This is a genomic window from Bacillus sp. DE0042 (assembly GCF_007680225.1).
Classification (GTDB): domain Bacteria; phylum Bacillota; class Bacilli; order Bacillales; family Bacillaceae_G; genus Bacillus_A; species Bacillus_A wiedmannii.
Genome location: NZ_VEJP01000004.1, coordinates 377816 through 395381, shown reverse-complemented (window position 1 = coordinate 395381; position 17566 = coordinate 377816). Strand labels below are relative to the sequence as shown.

The following is a 17566-nucleotide window of genomic DNA, read 5'->3' as shown; positions in this document are numbered from 1 at the left end:
TTATATGGTTAATGGTTTAAGTCATTAACCTAATCTACAATACACTTTCTGACATGTCAAGGTCCATATTTATGTTGAGAATACTTTAGGTATCCCTCTCTCTTAGCTATATACACGTTATACATTGCTTACCAACGTTATAAAATTTTTTCAAATTCCAGTAAAAAATAATGAATATATTTTATTTTTCATTACAAATTCTAAATGGTTGAATGTGAGATAGTGGTATTCAGGAAAAAGAGACTTAACCAAAATAGTCCCGAAACATTTTCAAATTATAACTATTTTTCTATTTTGTTTTAATATCGAGTTCAAATACAATTGGAATTTTATAGATTTAGGTAAGGTGGAATTTTAAAATGAAAATGAATGTAATTGCAATAGAGGATATATATCAAGAAATTTTAGAGGGAAAAAGAAGCAGGTTCCCGGCTAATACATGGAAAGAAGATAAAAATAGAGTACTGTCTAAAAGGGTTACCAAATATTTAATTGAAACAATTTTAATGTGGAACAAAGAAGATATTAAATTGAAATGGAATACGCCATTAATTGTAAAGTACAAACTTCGTGGTGTACTTAAACATTGCTATAACAATAGCCCTTATAAAATGATCGAGGATCTGTACCCTAATCAATTTAAAGAATGGGAATTGGCTATGGCTCCCTTAAATTTTTGGACAAAAGAAAAAGCCATTGAAATATTAAAATGGACAATTGAGGAAAAAGAGCAATTAACAAAGGAAGAATTATTAAAAGTATATGGTAAAAAGTGGTTAAAACATAACAAACTGAGTGCCCCCTTAGTTATGTACTGGAATGGTAGCCCTTTTGCAATGTTAAATACCTTATATCCGAATCGATTTAAAGAATGGGAATTCCTTATGACCCCTAACAAGTTTTGGACAAAAGAAAAAGCGTTAAAAGTTCTGAAATGGACAATTGAAGAAAAAGAAAAGTTAACTCACTCTCAATTAACACAAGTCTATAGTATAAAATGGCTGACTAAGCATAAATTGACTTCTCCCTGTCAAATATTTTGGGGCAACAGTCCTTATTTTATGCTAAATGAGTTATACCCTAGAATGTTTAAAGAATGGGAATTTAAATTTACACCTACTGGATTTTGGAACAAGAAGCGAGCGTTAGAAGCATTAAAATGGACGATAGAAGAAAAGGAAAAACTAACAGAAGAGCAATTGTTACGTATATTTAACCAAAGATGGTTGGTAAAGCATAAATTATGCACGCCTTTAAAAAGATATTGGAATGGTAGTCCATATGAAATGCTAAACGCTTTATATCCAAATCGGTATTCGAAGAATATGCTAAAAGGTTACAATGAAAAATTTTTATAATTTTCATTGTAATATTCAAATTGTTTTTAGTTACCTAATGTAGTCTCATTTTTTATTAATAAAGGAATAAGACCATAATATTTCCTGTAAACGGCATAATTAACTTTAAAAAAGTAAGACTTTATTTCAAATTTATATTAATACTATATTTAAAGGATCCTGCACCAATAGTTGTATTTATTTTACTGGCACATTTTCTTTCATATTTTTTGGGTTTATCATTTGTTTTACTCTCATGTTTAGACTTTTTCGTTGTGCTAGTTGTATCATGAGATTTACACGCTGTCATCTCCATTAATAAAGTGCTACATGTTAATGCTGCTAGTAGTTTCTTATTCAAATTTAATATTTATCAACTATAACAAATTTAATTTCCTGTTTTGCTATTTTTACAAAGTACCCACTTCGGTGTCTCTTTTTAAAGAAGTACCCATTTTCTTGTCTCCATATGCAGACATGAAAATGGGTACTAAATGAAATGTGTCTATAGATAATTCAGCATTATACACTATAAAATCAGTTCCTACTTTCATGTCTTTGTACATTTTTGTAATGTACAAAGACATGAAAATGGATATTTTTTAGACAAGAAATTGCTTCAGTTAGATATCTACGTAATACACACTGTAGAAATAAAACAGCACATAGATTAAAATGTTGATTAAGTCCTTCTGAACTCATAAGAGTAGCTGTATTTGCATAAAGCTGCCTACATAATCGTGTAATAGAATCGCTGTAGTTCTTTAGCGAACAAATGAAAATCATCTCGAATCGATAGATTCATACAAAAACGCCATCCTTTCTGTATATTTCTACAAAAAGAATAGCGTTTTTTTGTTTTATGAATTCACTTTTTTAGCTTGATAACGAAGTGCTATACTTCTCAATTATTTGAAGATCCCCCCAGCCATTTATGTAAACGATTAATATCCCCAAATGTCTACTTCAGCTGCTGAAGCAAATCCATTCTGTCCATTCGTTACTTCCATTTTTACATACTTTGCAGTAACTGGGGTAAATGTTGCCGTTTTCTTATCACTATTATTTCCCCATGTTCCTGATGATACTTTGTCATATTTAATTCCATCTATACTCGTATAAATATTATAGACTAAAATGCGGCCGTTCTCTGACCCGTCTTGTCTTGGGAGATAGTCCACTTTTGAAATTGTTTGATTTTTATCAAATTCCAATGTTAAATTGTATGGATATTGATTTGGTGTCCAACTGCTATGCCAAAATGTATCTGTTTTCCCATCAATTGCTTTACTAGCTGCCCCACTTGATTCCTCACTATTTGCACTTGCTTTCATCGTATTTTTAGGCAATACGTATGGTTTAACAGATGGAGAATCAGTTAGAATATCTACTTCAGCTGCTGAGACAAATCCATTCTGTCCATTCATTACTTCTACTTTTACATATTTTGCAGTAACAGGATTAAATGTTGCCGTTTTCTTATCACTATTATTTTCCCATGTTCCCGAAGATATTTTGTCATACTTAACGCCATCTATACTTGTATAAATATTGTAAGTTAAAATACGGCCATTTTCTGACCCATCTTGCCTTGGAAGATATGCCAATTGTGAAATGGTACGTGTATCACCTAGTTCTAGTGTTAAATTATACGGATATTGATTTGGTGTCCAACTACTATGCCAAAATGTATCTGTTTTTCCATCTATCGCCTTACTAGCTGAACCCGTTGATTCCTCACTATTTGCACTTGCCTTCATTATTTTTTTGGACAATACAGCAAGTGGTTTTACAGGTTTAGCATCCGTCGCTTCCCATATAGGTGCAATTAATGTTGGGTTATTTAAAGCTTCTACTTTTTGTCTTGTTTCTTGGGTTGCCTTCAATCCCCACTGATCAAAAAACGGAAGTAAATTTTGTTTTGCTATTTTCGATGTATTGTAAATAAATGCCTGTATTTTATCTTCGTCTGTTTTTGGAAGTTGCTCCTCTGGTAGCTCTCGATATAATTTGTGAAGGTTTGGATAAAAATCATCGCCATATGCCAAATGAAGCTGCCAAAGCATAACAAGTTTTACAAATGCGTCGTCAATATTATTATATTCTTTATTCGTTTGTTTTAAATACGAAAAGGCTCTATTATAATCTCCTTCTGTTTCTAAACGTGTTGGTTTGTTTGGATATACCTTCTTGTCTGCAGCTAAAGAATATAGATTAACAGTTACTTCACCCATCCCACTTCCATTACCCCACGTCCATGGATGCTGTTGTCTTGCATGTCCCGCTTCATGCATTTGTCCCCATCCAAAATCATTTACATTTAAAGTGCTTTTGATTGCTTCACCAGCAGTCGTAAAAACGGCTCCATCCAAACCTGCATACATGCCCCAACTTTGTGCATTAGGGTTTTCTACAAAGGCCCAAATACGACGAGTTGGCTGATGTAAAGGATTAAGGTCTGTTTCAGATAACCCTGATATCTTATCTTCTGCTTCAATCATTTTATCGTATTTTTCTAATAGAGGAATAGGATCTTGATTTACAATATATTTATTGGCACTATCACGAGTTACGGTAAGTACTGCTTTCTTTGACCTTAGTTGAACAGCATGTGCATCTGGATATTTGTTCATCATGATAATCCAGTCTTCTTTTGTGTGCTTCCCTAATTCAAAGAATGGAACAGGACTACCACCTTGTGTTACTTTCACCTTAACTGTTCCTGTATCTTGATAGTTATCAAATCCTAGTAAGCCGCCGTTTGGAGAAGAGATGGTATTAGAACCAGGAGAAAGATCAATTTCTTTTCCCCATTCTTTATCATATTGATGTGTCCCAATAATCGCTCTAATCTTTTGTGTTCCTGATACTGTAATTGTAACCTGTTCATTTGGTTTTACATAAATTCCTGTTGGCATATAATTTTTTTGGTTACCTCTTCTTTCTCTATTCGCTTCATTCCAATAACTTCCTGTTGCTGGAAGGTCGAACTCCCTCTGTTCAAATTGAGTTGCAGTCTGTACAGTTTCAGCATGTACATCTAAATTGTTTGCCATAATAGGTGTAAATAACGTGGTTGCTAAAATAGCGGATGTCGCAAACACCTTTAATGTTTTTTGTAATTTACCATTCTTTCTTCTGTTCATATAAATCATTCCTTTCATTCAGATCTGTTCTAACGTACATACGAAGTACTAATTTTCTCAATAATTCCACAAGTGGATTTATTAAATGAATATTTATTTTGAACAATATTGTTTATATTTTTTGATGAATAAGATAAAAAGCATAGGAGTCTAAAACTTCCAAGTCTTTTCTTAATTTTTCTAGATGCATATGACCTTCATTTAATTCTTAATTCATAGATAAATCACTCCTCTTAGTAAGAATGTAAGATAAATGTCCTATCTTAAAGCACCTTTCCTAATTTTAGGATTACGTATTAAGTATAATTCGAAAATGAAGTTATATAATTGAGAAAAATGTAAATATTAAAAATTTACACACGCGTAAAATTTTTAACATTTACTGAAAAATACAGTGTTATATGGGGATAAATTTAATAGATATATATGGTGTTAAAAAATATTTTAAATAGAGTATTTTAAATTCATAAAAGTAAAAAAGATTACGAAATTCTATTTTTTATAGATATGGCGGGTCAATATACGAAACGTCGCCGTACTTCTTAGACCAATGAAGGGGTTTTATCAAAAAACAAAAATCCAATTTTAAATTATACAAGAAATAAAAGTAAGTCTGTAACCTATTTTTACACATATCTCGGCTGTACCGCAGGATAGTTCATTTCCATTCAGGAAATCTCCACTTTGGTGTCTTCATATTGAGAAGTACCCACTTTCTTGTCACGATATGCGGACAAAAAAGTGGGTACTAAATGAACTACATTTGTTGGTAATTCAACATTTCACGCTAGAAAATTAGTTCCTACTTTCACGTCTTTCTTCAACAAGGACAAGAAAGTCTAAACAAAATTTTTATAGATTTACAGAATTATATTCATTTAATCTTGTGTAAAAAGACATGAAAATGGGTACTTTTTATAAAGGGATTACTTCAGATATATATAATTTAAATATATTAAAAAATTATTCATTCTTCTCTATTTACCTATACTACCATATATATATATGTACATATATATGAATGATAAGAATTAAATCAACTTGAAAGAAATTGTTTAAAAAAACTCACAAATGATTCAAAAGGTGTACCTTTTGGTATGCGGTATAGAGAATTTATAAAAAGATTATTTGATTAATATAGATGTATCTCTGCAATTTATTTTCTTGAAATGGGTACAGCTATCTACATATGTTCCACATATTGCTAACATATATATTATATCTTTTTAATCGGCACTAACAGTTAAATGATATTTCTTTTTGAATTTTCTTTCATTTTTAGTTATACTAAGAAAAAGAGTCAAGTCTCCTTTAGGCTATATGTATTACAAAAAACCAATTCCCCTTACAAGAATTGGTTTTTTGTAATTTATTCACTATAAATCATGCAACAAGTTTGCGCTTTTATATCCCTTATCAAAATTATTTTATGCTATACTCTTACAGAGAACGTAACAGTGACAAGTCTCTTCTATGTATAATATCTTGTCACTGATCTTATCTCTTGTGTCTTCTTCTTGCATCGTAAAAGAAAGAGCCACAATCCCAGCCATTGGGGATTGTGGCTCTTTTACTATCTTAGTTGTTTATTATGAATTTCCTTTCAAAATAAGCTCAACTTTTTCTATACTTAATTTACTTGCTTTCGCAATTGTTTCAATTGGTACGCCAAGTTCATGCATACCTTTAATCATTTGTATTTTCCCTTCTTGAATTCCTTCATTACGAGCATGGGCAAACTTTGCGGCTTCATCCATCAACGCTTTTTCCCTTGCTTCATATGCTTGTCGGAAAGAAGAATCTTGACTCATACGTTCCCATTTATTCATCGCTTTTTGTAAAATTGGGTCTTGGTTCATCGCAATATCCTCCAATGTTTGGGTTAAGTGTTCATCCTCATTCGCTGGAAGTAATAACAACCAACGAACAAATGAATCTTCCCAGGGATTTACTTGTTCATTCCGCCACTGTTGCATGAGTTTTGGAATCTCTACGATGTGAACTTCAATATCACTACTCAATATCTTCTGTTGCTGTTGATTCCATAGGATTCCTGTTGTATGAAATTCCTCATATTCAGGAAACATAACGAAATTTAACAAATTAATCGTAATGGTTTTATGGAGAGAACTATAGGGCATTCCTTTTTGTAGCTGGGATGTGTATAGCCTTCCCCAATAATATAAACTTCTCTTAATCATATCATGATTATTATTTAGTTGAATTTCTACATTTACTTTTGTTCCTGTATCTAATGTAGCGGTAATATCTAGAATCGATAATTTATCCTCTTCATGTTCTCGGTGCAAGTGTGGGTCTTCTAATTGTAAGGAAACAATAGGCGATTCTAGAGAATTTTGCAACATAGCATTTAAAAAAGCGATTAGAATATCTTCATTTCCACTTGTGCCAAATAATTGTTTAAAAGCAAAATCAATGCGTAAATTCACTAATTGTTGGTTGGACATGGGTTTTCCTCTCCCCATCTCATAAGATGTTTTTCTTTCATTGTACATAAAAGAGTGATACGCATGCAAACAAGCTCTTAGGGGTCACCATATCATTTTGGGAAAATTGTACGCTAAGGGCTACAAAACCTTATCATTACAGTATTTTTAAAAGGTGAGTGCATGTTCAGAAAGATAAAAACCTAAGTTTAATTGAACATTGATTTATTTACACACTTTATGAACAAGATTATAGCTAAAAAACGTTGATATTATTGAGTTTTATCCTCTGTCCATAAACATATAATTTTCTGTACAAAAGGTAAAGTAAGTTGGAAAATGTCATCCTTTTTAATCTGGTTCAGATAAACTTTTGGGAACATCCATACTGTAACTTTAGGAGATAACTTACGTAATTCTTAAATAATAAATTGCATATTTAAGGTTAGATTCACAAAAAGTTATAGTTGATAGGGTTTCCCCTTAGCTTAGTATCTTTTCAAAATGATGGTGATCCCATCTAGAATAATTTTTATAAAATAGAACAGACTATACTATCTAATTAAAATAAAGCTGAGGTACTTTTATGAAAAAGATATGTTGGATATTATGTTTTTGTTGCTTCATAACATTTTGGAATGCTAAAAGTCCTGTAAGTTACGCTAAAAAAGGACAGGTATTCACATATAAGGTAGATCAACAAGCATTATTAAAATTTTAAAATTCGAGTTCAATTGAATATAAAAATTCAATGAAGCAAGGAGTAACTTTAGCTGAGTTTGCATCTAAAAAAGGCATAGATGAAGCAAAATTGATTCATTATTTCGCAATAGAACAAGAAAAGCAAATGGATATTGCACTAAAAAAAGAGGAAATAGATCTTCAGATGTACCAAGATCTCTTACCTGATATCCATCATGGTATTTATAGAACTATTCATTATAATCCTAATTCTAAAGTTAGTGGTAGTATTAAAAAATAATAAGTTCAGAAAAAAGCCCAATTTCTAAATGGGCTTTTTAATATGTGTTATCGCATAGATTTTGCTAGTTGTATCAATTCTTTTTTAGTTAAATTCGAGCTATTCATTTCTACATATGTACCGTTTTGTATCCATCTCAGAATTCCTCCTTTAGGAGACCCGCCTTCCCATGCTTCAAAACGTCCTTTATATTTGTTTATTTGAACTTTTGTCCCTCTACTTGTTATATCTGATTCATGTGCTTTTCTTTGTTCAATACCTAGCATCATATAATTTTTTAGAGCTGTAACAATATAAGTTAATCTAACTTTATCTATTCCGTTGCTCTTTTTAGATGGATAAGTTTTCATTACTAATGACCAATTTTGTGATAGGTCCCGAGGAACTATCACCTCGAATTCCGCTTTTCTTTTCATTTTTGCAAGCGAAATTTTTACATTCGATTCTGTTTTCGCAAAAGTCGGTTCTGTATATAAAACTGTTACAAATAAAGTTAACAATATCACTACTTTACCAAAAGACCTCATGGTTACACTCCTTCAAATTCATAAAATATAATATCTATTTACTTAGAGTGCTCTAGTTCAAATTAAAAAAATCTTAAATGAACTGTACCATCATTTAAAAATAACACAAGTTATATGGACAGCCCTATTTATGAAAGAGTCTACTAAATAATAGGAAAAGATGTATTGCTATAAGTAAATTATTTTCACTAGCAAGGATGACATAAAAAAATAGCCGACTCCTTAACGTACAGAGATTCGGCTATTTTTTGTCTAAAATGTGTCTAAACGTACAATTTTCTCGAAATGATATGGTGACCCCATGCCCATCAAGCTATTTTATGGTTTTCGTTTCTATTTACTTATATTTTCATTGTTACTGAATCCTATTTCATTAGTAATTTGTCTATATCCAAGGCTGCCTCGTGTGAAAATAAGAATAAGCAAAGCAACAATGCCCAATCCTATCTCTACAAATAAATCTGAATTCTTTAAAACAGGGTTGGTGGAATTAGTTTGTACCAAGCTAAACGTATTTACACTCGCATGAACTAGCATGACAATAAATAAGTTACCACGATTGCAGTTATAGACCCAAGTGAGAATGATTGAAATCGGCAAACACATCAAAATGAAAATTGGTAAATGAATATATAGGATAGAAAGGTCAGAACCTGGTCCGCCCCTTTGCGCAGCAGTTAAGAAATGCGGAAGATGCCAAAAAGCCCACAGGACAGCAAGTAGTAATGTTGCTTTTAACGGTCCAAACTTCGATTGTAACCGAGGGAGAGCGAAACCGCGCCATCCGATTTCCTCAGGTAAAGGTCCACCGAGAAAGAAAGTAACTACAAAAGAGATGAGATAGGTTATAAAAAATCTAGAAGTAAGGTCATGGAAAGTAGGTATCCCCCTATTTAATATCACCATACCCAGAAACATGGCAGCAGGTATAACAATGAGAGTAAACAAGTACCACTTCAAACCGACTTTAGTAAATATGATGCTTTTTCTAACTTTTTTCCATGACTCTTTGCCTTCAAGAGTTCGAATCATGATATATGCTGCTAACATAGGGCCTACAAATGCATTGGCAACAAAGAAAATATCAAACGCTTTTGTTTTAGGTAAAATACCCCATTGGGATAAGATAAATGGAATTAATACAACCCACGAGCATAAATATGCCATTACAAAAAATGAAGTTAACGGATAGGATTCCAAATACCCTCTCAGACCTGTTGATGAGTTTTTTGATTTTGTTAAATACTCCAACATAATCACCCCTTCAATTATAAAATGCTGCGATGTGTTCTAATTCTATAAGTTTTCATAAAGAACCTTTTTGATGTGATAAAGTTAAGGTTTTTGTAAGGAAGAAGCGATACGTTACCAAAGAAATGTAGAAATTTCTATAACAGTTTCCTTCATTTCTTTGTCTACCTTCAGTGCATCTGGGGGTAGCACCACATTGCTATCAAGTTAAAAAATCTGTTGTTCCCCAAAACGATAAAAATAAACTTCGGTGCTATAAAAACACAAAATTTCCATTTAGGGGGTACTTTAAAATCTTAGCTTGATGGGCATGTATGGTGACCCCATATCCATCAACTTAATACATTTTATTACCTCCAAGTACAAAAAACGTTATTCTTTCTCAATAAGATTATTAGAAAGGATGACGTTTTTTTACAATTTAGGGTATTTGATTTTCTTAGGTTGATGGCGATGTGGCGAGAGCCCATATTAAAAAAGTATAAAAATATTTCATTATCACATAATAAGGTTGCTATGTTTGCTTTTAATTTTTTAGTAGTAATATAATATAGCAAATTAACAATATTAAAAATAATGAAAGTAAGGTGTGAAAAGAATGAACAAGAATCTAGTTAAAGTTCCAGGTAGTGAACGTGATGTCCTTTCTAGCGCAAAAAAAGTGGCTCCAGCTGATCCAAATGAAAAGATGTTAGTAACTATTGTTGTTCGACGTCCTTCAACTACTGCAAAGTTGACTTCAATGATTGAAAAAGCGACTAATAGCCCACTTTCAGAACGTGGTCACCTTAGCCGTGAAGAATTTGCATCCAATCATGGTGCTAATCCTAATGATTTGAAAAAAGTAGAAGACTTTGTGAAGGAACAAGGACTTGAGGTAAAAGACATTAATATTGCAGCAGGAACAGTTGTATTAGCAGGAACAGTAGATAAATTCAGTACAGCATTTGGTGTTGAACTTGCTCACTATGAGCATCCTGATTTTACATATCGTGGACGTACAGGCCATGTACATGTTCCAGAAGAACTTGCTGATATTGTTGAAGCGGTTTTAGGGTTAGACAACAGACCCCAGGTATCTCCACATATTTGTGTGTTGGAAGAAGCGAAAGTTGTAAGTGCAGCTGCAAGAAAAACATTTACACCACCGGAAGTAGCGAAACTTTATAATTTTCCATCCTTAAATTGTAAAGATCAATGCATTGCAATCGTTGAATTTGGTGGCGGGTACAAAACCAGTGATATGGTGCAATACTTTAATCGGCTAGGAGTTTCTCAACCAGAACTAGTTGATGTACTTGTGGATGGAGCGCATAATCAAACAGGGGTTAGGGCAGATAGTGAAGTACAGTTAGACATTGAGGTAGCAGCTGCTGTCGCTCCTGGTGTACGAATTGCTATGTATTTTGCACCAAATACGGATAAAGGATTTCTTGATGCTATTACAAATGCAATTCATGATCCACGTAACAAACCTTCTGTAATTTCTATAAGTTGGGGCGCTCCTGAATCCTTATGGTCCGAGCAAGCTAGAGAGGCTTTAAATCGAGTCTTTCAAGATGCAGCATCATTAGGTATAACCATATGTTGTGCATCGGGTGATAATGGATCATCGGATTACGAACACAATAATCCAAGAAATCCTGTACCAGATCAATTACTTCATGCTGACTTTCCAGCTTCTAGTCCTTTTGTTTTAGCATGTGGTGGCACACGTTTAGAAGGTACTGATCACACAATAACCAATGAGATTGTTTGGAATAATAGTCCAAGAAGCCCAATTGCTACTGGTGGAGGAGTGAGTAATGTGTTTCCTCTTCCAAGCTGGCAGATAAATGCACATGTTCCGGCTTCAGCTAATCTAGGAGGACAAGTTAAACGTGCTATTCCAGACGTGGCAGGTAATGCTGATCCAGAAACAGGGTATCAGATTGAAGTGAATGGGCAACAAACTGTTACGGGAGGTACCAGCGCTGTAGCACCTCTTTGGGCTGGTTTAATTGCAAATATCAATCAGAAATTAGGTCATTCCGTAGGATTTATCAATCCAGTTTTATATAAGTTATCTGCTCAGAATGGGATATTCCACGATATTACAATTGGAAACAATAATATAACTAATGGCAACGGTGCTTATAAAGCTTCTTCAGGATGGGATGCTTGTACAGGTTTAGGTAGTCCTGATGGAACCAAACTAATGAATGCACTTGAGAATTTTCATAGCTAAAGCAATACGGCATTGCCAATTTATATAAGGTGAAAGTGTAACTGTATTACAAAAAAGGGATGATTAAAACAGTCATTAACAAAGGAGGATAACAATGCTAGAACAAAATAACTGGAGATACTGTGGAAAGTGCCACGCATTATTTTTTGACGGATATCCAGATAAAGGAAAGTGCCCGGCGGATGGTGCTCATGAAGCCATTGGATACAATTTTGTCCTTCCGCACAATATCGCTGAAACTCCGAACGCTCAAAAAGATTGGGAGTTCTGTGTCAAGTGCAATGGAATGTTCTTCAACGGATATCCAGACAAAGGAAAGTGCCCAACAGGTGGTGGTCATCAACATCATCCGGAGGCGTACCGTTTTATCCTTCCGCACAATATCGCTGAAACTCCGAACGCTCAAAAAGATTGGGAGTTCTGTGTCAAGTGCAATGGAATGTTTTTCAACGGATATCCAGACAAAGGAAAGTGCCCAGCAGGTGGTGGTCATCAACATCATCCGGAGGCGTATCGTTTCGTCCTTCCACATCCTATACATCCTAGCATTAATCTGGAAGATCGCTTCACGGAAATATTCGTTTCTGGTAGCGGTTTTACGCCTAACAGTCAGGTGAAGATTTTCTATTCCTACAGAGATTCCTATAGTTTCCATACGAACGGTGCAGATAATCCTCTTGTTAGTTCAACGGAAACTAACGGATCTTTCTCAGGAGCGACTTTTAATCTGACGGGTAGTGGTACAATTGCTTATATAAATGTCAAGGTTGTGGACAATGTTACGAATACGGAAGCTGTGGCGAGTTTACGAGGAGACGCCTAATCAGGGGTACCATACACATCCATTAACTCATGACGTTTTTTTCGTTTTATAGATACAATTTCGCTTTAGCTTGATGACAATGGGCGGTACCCTTTGATTAAAATTTATTATAAATATGCAATGTAATTAAAAGTATATTGGGGAAATATAGGGAAATAGACCGTGGTATTTGGGTATCTTTGCCCATCCGGGGCTCAACCGCATGCCCATCAACTTAAGAAAAATAAACACCACCTGTGAGCTGAACTCTCAAGGTCAGCTCACAGGTAGTCAAGATTATTTTAAGATTAAGCTTGTTAATCGTGGCGGTGACAAAATCAATATAGATCGCGGACTATTATTCCATCAATAGTGTATATAAAAAGGCTGAATAAAAGTAAACAAACGGGCTCGGTTTTGAAGTACAAAATTAAAATAAATTAGCACACTAATTGTTGAATTATTGATAACACCAGTTTATGGTTAATTTGAACTGATGGTTTCTTGAAGTTTTTTCATTATTTCGGATAAAACTAAAATTGAATTTGTTGCTTCAAATCCTTCAATATCTAAGGAGTGGTTTGCATTTTGGACAACATCAATTTTTAAATTCGAGTTACTTAATCGGTTAATTTGAGTTGAATTGTAATGATGGTCTTTATTCCCGATAACTAACAGTCCTTGATGTTGACTATTAAAAATAGAGTCAAATACTGAATCGGACCTCAACAGCGGGGTAAGTAAAATCATTTTTGACTTTAAAAATTCATCTCTCTTCATTAGCTCATTTGCAATTGGAATGGTTCCGAGTGATTTCCCTAAAAAAATTGTATTATTGTATTGACCATTTTTTAAAACTTTCACCATCACGGGATTAATATCATCCATCATTATCTTAGTTAGTTCTTCATTGGTTTTTTTCATTGTTTTCTCATCATACGAGTAATGAATATGGACAATATCGATGTTGTTTTGAAGCATTACCATCGTCGAATAATAAAACAATTGACACAATTATGTAGTCGCTTAGAAACGAATACAGGTATTTCTATGAGTCCAGAAGGACTCAATCAACGATTTAATTCTCAGGCTGTACAGTTTTTACAACAAATATTAACCTATTTGGCGTACCGCCAACATTTTAACGAAAATATACGCTAAGCAAAATCGACATGGGAAAACGTTGATTTTACTACTCTAAGCGATATCACCAGTAGGTATTTGAGACGAATGCACTTCAATGTAAAAGGTGCTGAAAAGAGCTTAAATAGTGTCTCAAAACTCATCTTTAAATCAAATTCTCAATTTAACTCGTGTATGGAGTTTTGAGAATCCCTTAGCGTATAAAAACGTTAAAATGTGCGTCATACCCCTAATATTTCTCCTCTTTTCTAACATTTACAACTAGAGAAGAAAAACATTTTATGCTATGATTCTTATAGTTATTAAAAATAAATATATACACTAAAAACCCTCTTCTCTAATTGATTTGCTTGGTCGCTTTCAATTATAACATGAGGTTTTTTTTTGTGTGCAAATTCTTCTATTAATAAAAAGAACTTAAATTTTTTTAAGTTGACACCAGGTTATTGGACCAACAATACCATCTACAAGCAAACCACGATTCTCTTGAAATTTTCTTACTGAATGATTAGTTTTAGGACCAAAAAAACCATCAATTATTCCAAAATAAAATCCAAATTTAGTAAGGATGGTTTGAAGATTCCTAACTTCAGTTCCCTGACTCCCCATCCGAAAAACAGAATGAGGATATTTAGAACAACTCCCATCAAGTTCACTTGCTGAAAAAGTATAAATTCCTAACTCTGTTGCTTGTTAATGAAATATTTCATTTAGATATTATAAGATTTTACACATTAAATAAATTTAATTAACACTTATAATATTAAAAATTAAATATCACCATTAATAGTAAACAAAAATTCATTTCTCGCCTTTTTAAATAAAAAAATAAATATTTCTTCCAAATATAACATGGAAATTACCAATTATTATCTATTTTTTTCCCTTCTTCAAAAGAGAAAGACTTTTTATCTAAAAACTTTAATGAACCACTTTTTAAATCTAATGAATAAGTACTTAAAACCCAAGGAAAATCTGCCGTATTGTAATAATTCATAGTTTCTAATTTGTTACTTTTATTAAATCTTGGAGAAGAAACAAAAGACAGAGAATTATTAACTGGTACCAAATCCCCTTTATTTATATAATACAATTTACCTGTTTTTGTATTACAATCAATTTGATTTGAAACTACTATAAGATCAGGATATATTTTAGATTTTGATTTCACAGAAAAAACAGTTTTTTTAGTCTCGTTTAAAGGATACCCTTTTAATATTAAAGGCATTATTTTAATTTCTTTTGCACCATATTTTTGTATTCCAAATTTATAATCTCCTATATATACTTTATCTTCACCCCCACTACAAAGATAAAAATCACTTTTAGTTTCCTTAGAAGTAAAAAAATAAACCTTATACATAGAATTTTGAGTATCTTTAACATTCAAAACAACTCTGCTTAACTTTGAAACATCAACCTCAGCATAAGAATAAGTTTGAAATTGTAAATAATTAAATATAAACAATAATATACAAAATACTTTTTGCTTATTCATTAATTCACCTCTTTTAATTATTAACTATAATATTTCTCAAACTTGTTATAACTATGTAAAAAATCGATCACATTAAATTCAAAATATATCAATGTTTAATCATAAAATTAACTAATAAATAGTAATGACATTATTGCTTTTGAAAATTATCAACATCAATGTAAACTTTTAAATATTAGTTTACATTCATTTCCCCTTAATCATCGACTTTTCACCAAACCCTCTAACTTCCTCAAAAAACATCATAAAAGTATACATTTAAAACGCTATAAATAAAAAGTTCAAAAATCCATAAACAAAAAACCACATCTCATTGATATCCAACCCATCCATAGAAATAAAGTATTTAAATTATCATTTTTTATCTCTTTCACCAATTATAGAGATAAATTTCTTAACTTTATAAAAAACTATTATATGTACTTAAATTATTTAATCTAAAAAAAGTTTAAACACACATGCTTATATATACGTGACTAAACATGTGTGTTTATAATTTTTATATTAATACGGAACTTGAATCCATCCATATTGATTTGTCCAAATCCATTGTCTCCCATGGGTTGATCCATGATGATGTTGTTGATATTGATGCTGCTGATATTGTGGAGGTAACTCCCATCCTATACAAGTAATTGTTACAAGGTCAATCAAATTAACCTCCGTATATCCAGCAATATCCCACGGATATGCAATATCCAATTCAACCATTCCCGTAGAACTATCATAGCCAAGTAGTCGAGCAGCTACAATTCCTATTCCAGAAATACTTGTTCTAACATATTGGCCTTTACAATTATTTAAAAGGTCTAATATTTTTTTTTCCGGGACATAATGTTGAGAACTTGAACCTGTTGGTCTAGTTAAATCATATTCGTAGTAGTACATTTTTTCACTCTCCAATCCATTATCAAACGATATTTATTATTACTTTTATACCGTATGATAAAGAAATAAAGTTGAATGGATTTAAACCTATGTACGCAAGCCTAAAACAAAAAAATAAGCCTTTATACATTCAAATTGTTCATATAACTAAAACTCACTAACTTATAATAAAAAAGGACTCCCCATATTTAGAGAATCCTACTTCCAAAATTCAAACCATTTCTTATCATTACTTGCCGCAATCATCTTCTTAACTTCTTGAACTTCTCTAATCGTTTGCATAAGCATTTCATCTCGTCCCTGATTCTTCGCAATCTCTTCACTAGAATTCGTCGCTATAAGTTTTTGGGAATCCTGTATCGATTGTATAGCACTCAATAATTCAAATTCTCTTTGTGCAAATCGCTGATCTTGCTCTGTTAATCGTTTAGTTAATTCCTGGAGTAATTCATTTTGCTTTTCAATGACTTCTTTTTGTTCTTGAATCATCACCTGTAGCGGTGTAGCGTTGAAATCAGGTTCTTCATAGCGCTCAACTTCATGTCGCTCCAATGGTAACACTTCAACACCTTGATGCCATGATACTATTTGCTTTGTAGCATTTTCTAATGTCATGTCTGTGTCGCTCTTTAGGTTTATAACCTTACGAAACACCATTACATCACTTTCTCTATACTTCCTATGCCCACGTTCATTTTTGATGAAAGTATAACCCTCTTTTTCCAGCACATCAGCATACTTACGTAATGTGCTAGATTGGATACCTAATTGCTCTGCCACATCACTAGGACTATATAGCGTCTTCATAGCGTTTCACCTCAAAAAATATATTCGCTATATCAACGATATATAAAATCCTGTATACCAAATAAACAGACAAAAAAAGAAGAATCTCTTTAAATACAAGGATACTATGCAACAACTTGCTACCGATAATTTTATGTTATGTTAACTAATTTTGTATACAATATACATTAAATAACGATATAAACTAGTGCTGCTATAAGATTTGGAATAGTCATTATTAAAAAACCTTTTGATTGGTCAATACGACCAATTTTACGCGTTTCCTTTTTCGAAAATAAAGTTCCTTTATTACCTAAAATTAAGCTATCAATGAAGTAAGCTAAAGCTATCCCAATGCTAATTAATCCAAAAGTCCCACATACATAATAAATGTAGCTCCAATTCCAACTAAAATAAGCTACTACAGATACGATAAGTAATAGGAGTATTCCTGAAATGAGTCCTCTTTTTATCATTATGATCCCTCTTTCAAAAAGATTTGATATCCATATAGTACCATATTGTTAAGTCT

Annotated in this window: 13 protein-coding genes and 1 pseudogene; 4 read left to right on the top strand and 10 right to left on the bottom strand. The window is 32.5% G+C overall.

Translation table 11 applies throughout. The features are described from left to right. Nucleotides 1-359: 359 nt before the first annotated feature. On the top strand, nucleotides 360-1358 hold the full coding sequence (locus FS802_RS18350; protein ID WP_144525335.1) for a DUF4046 domain-containing protein: 999 nt from the start codon (nucleotides 360-362) through the stop codon (nucleotides 1356-1358). 923 nt (nucleotides 1359-2281) lie between these two features. On the opposite strand, the gene FS802_RS18340 is transcribed toward FS802_RS18350, so the two are convergent. Next, nucleotides 2282-4483, bottom strand: coding sequence for a M60 family metallopeptidase (locus FS802_RS18340; protein ID WP_144525333.1), 2202 nt, complete (start codon nucleotides 4481-4483; stop codon nucleotides 2282-2284). 1589 nt (nucleotides 4484-6072) lie between these two features. Further along, on the bottom strand, nucleotides 6073-6951 hold the full coding sequence (locus tag FS802_RS18335; RefSeq protein ID WP_277550464.1) for an Rpn family recombination-promoting nuclease/putative transposase: 879 nt from the start codon (nucleotides 6949-6951) through the stop codon (nucleotides 6073-6075). Nucleotides 6952-7681: 730 nt separating this feature from the next. Here FS802_RS18335 and FS802_RS31675 point away from each other — a divergent pair. Further along, entirely contained in the window at nucleotides 7682-7912 is a 231-nt protein-coding gene (locus tag FS802_RS31675) for a hypothetical protein (protein ID WP_255291363.1), read from the top strand. Nucleotides 7913-7959: 47 nt separating this feature from the next. Here FS802_RS31675 and FS802_RS18325 read toward each other — a convergent pair whose 3' ends face one another. Next, nucleotides 7960-8439 carry a DUF4367 domain-containing protein gene (locus tag FS802_RS18325; RefSeq protein ID WP_144525331.1) on the bottom strand — a complete coding sequence of 160 codons (480 nt, stop codon included), beginning with the start codon at nucleotides 8437-8439 and terminating at the stop codon, nucleotides 7960-7962. Between the two features lie 333 nt (nucleotides 8440-8772). Next, on the bottom strand, nucleotides 8773-9693 hold the full coding sequence (locus FS802_RS18320) for a CPBP family intramembrane glutamic endopeptidase (RefSeq protein WP_098708101.1): 921 nt from the start codon (nucleotides 9691-9693) through the stop codon (nucleotides 8773-8775). A gap of 595 nt (nucleotides 9694-10288) precedes the next feature. On the opposite strand from FS802_RS18320, the gene FS802_RS18315 reads away from it, so the two are divergent. Further along, entirely contained in the window at nucleotides 10289-11917 is a 1629-nt protein-coding gene (locus FS802_RS18315; RefSeq protein WP_144525329.1) for a S53 family peptidase, read from the top strand. A 94-nt stretch (nucleotides 11918-12011) separates the two neighbouring features. Then, nucleotides 12012-12740 carry a hypothetical protein gene (locus FS802_RS18310; protein WP_144525327.1) on the top strand — a complete coding sequence of 243 codons (729 nt, stop codon included), beginning with the start codon at nucleotides 12012-12014 and terminating at the stop codon, nucleotides 12738-12740. Nucleotides 12741-13202: 462 nt separating this feature from the next. On the opposite strand, the pseudogene FS802_RS18305 reads toward FS802_RS18310, so the two are convergent. The 6 genes and pseudogenes from FS802_RS18305 to FS802_RS18280 all read right to left on the bottom strand — a co-directional run. Continuing rightward, a pseudogene (locus FS802_RS18305) lies at nucleotides 13203-13724 on the bottom strand (alpha/beta hydrolase); the annotation flags it as partial. A 555-nt stretch (nucleotides 13725-14279) separates the two neighbouring features. After that, complete coding sequence (locus FS802_RS18300) at nucleotides 14280-14471, bottom strand: peptidoglycan-binding domain-containing protein (protein WP_098708104.1); 192 nt, start codon at nucleotides 14469-14471, stop codon at nucleotides 14280-14282. Nucleotides 14472-14721: 250 nt separating this feature from the next. Continuing rightward, nucleotides 14722-15360 (bottom strand): hypothetical protein, encoded by a 639-nt coding sequence (locus FS802_RS18295; protein ID WP_098708105.1) that lies wholly within the window; start codon nucleotides 15358-15360, stop codon nucleotides 14722-14724. Between the two features lie 504 nt (nucleotides 15361-15864). After that, a complete protein-coding gene (locus FS802_RS18290) occupies nucleotides 15865-16248 on the bottom strand; it encodes a hypothetical protein (RefSeq protein ID WP_144525325.1) in 384 nt (127 codons plus the stop codon). A gap of 198 nt (nucleotides 16249-16446) precedes the next feature. After that, nucleotides 16447-17055, bottom strand: a complete 609-nt coding sequence (locus FS802_RS18285; RefSeq protein ID WP_098708107.1) for a DUF3967 domain-containing protein — start codon at nucleotides 17053-17055, stop codon at nucleotides 16447-16449. 167 nt (nucleotides 17056-17222) lie between these two features. Next, the gene (locus FS802_RS18280) at nucleotides 17223-17510 is read right to left on the bottom strand and encodes a hypothetical protein (RefSeq protein ID WP_098708108.1); all 288 of its coding nucleotides are present in this window, start codon (nucleotides 17508-17510) and stop codon (nucleotides 17223-17225) included. Between the last annotated feature and the right edge of the window lie 56 nt (nucleotides 17511-17566).

Bases quoted from the DNA above. Each gene is read 5' to 3' on its own strand.
- FS802_RS31675 (WP_255291363.1), top strand. From the start codon at position 7,682: ATGAAGCAAGGAGTAACTTTAGCTGAGTTTGCATCTAAAAAAGGCATA.
- FS802_RS18350 (WP_144525335.1), top strand. From the start codon at position 360: ATGAAAATGAATGTAATTGCAATAGAGGATATATATCAAGAAATTTTA.
- FS802_RS18340 (WP_144525333.1), bottom strand. From the start codon at position 4,483: ATGAACAGAAGAAAGAATGGTAAATTACAAAAAACATTAAAGGTGTTT.
- FS802_RS18285 (WP_098708107.1), bottom strand. From the start codon at position 17,055: ATGAAGACGCTATATAGTCCTAGTGATGTGGCAGAGCAATTAGGTATC.
- FS802_RS18310 (WP_144525327.1), top strand. From the start codon at position 12,012: ATGCTAGAACAAAATAACTGGAGATACTGTGGAAAGTGCCACGCATTA.
- FS802_RS18315 (WP_144525329.1), top strand. From the start codon at position 10,289: ATGAACAAGAATCTAGTTAAAGTTCCAGGTAGTGAACGTGATGTCCTT.
- FS802_RS18280 (WP_098708108.1), bottom strand. From the start codon at position 17,510: ATGATAAAAAGAGGACTCATTTCAGGAATACTCCTATTACTTATCGTA.
- FS802_RS18335 (WP_277550464.1), bottom strand. From the start codon at position 6,951: ATGTCCAACCAACAATTAGTGAATTTACGCATTGATTTTGCTTTTAAA.
- FS802_RS18300 (WP_098708104.1), bottom strand. From the start codon at position 14,471: ATGGGGAGTCAGGGAACTGAAGTTAGGAATCTTCAAACCATCCTTACT.
- FS802_RS18290 (WP_144525325.1), bottom strand. From the start codon at position 16,248: ATGTACTACTACGAATATGATTTAACTAGACCAACAGGTTCAAGTTCT.
- FS802_RS18325 (WP_144525331.1), bottom strand. From the start codon at position 8,439: ATGAGGTCTTTTGGTAAAGTAGTGATATTGTTAACTTTATTTGTAACA.
- FS802_RS18320 (WP_098708101.1), bottom strand. From the start codon at position 9,693: ATGTTGGAGTATTTAACAAAATCAAAAAACTCATCAACAGGTCTGAGA.
- FS802_RS18295 (WP_098708105.1), bottom strand. From the start codon at position 15,360: ATGAATAAGCAAAAAGTATTTTGTATATTATTGTTTATATTTAATTAT.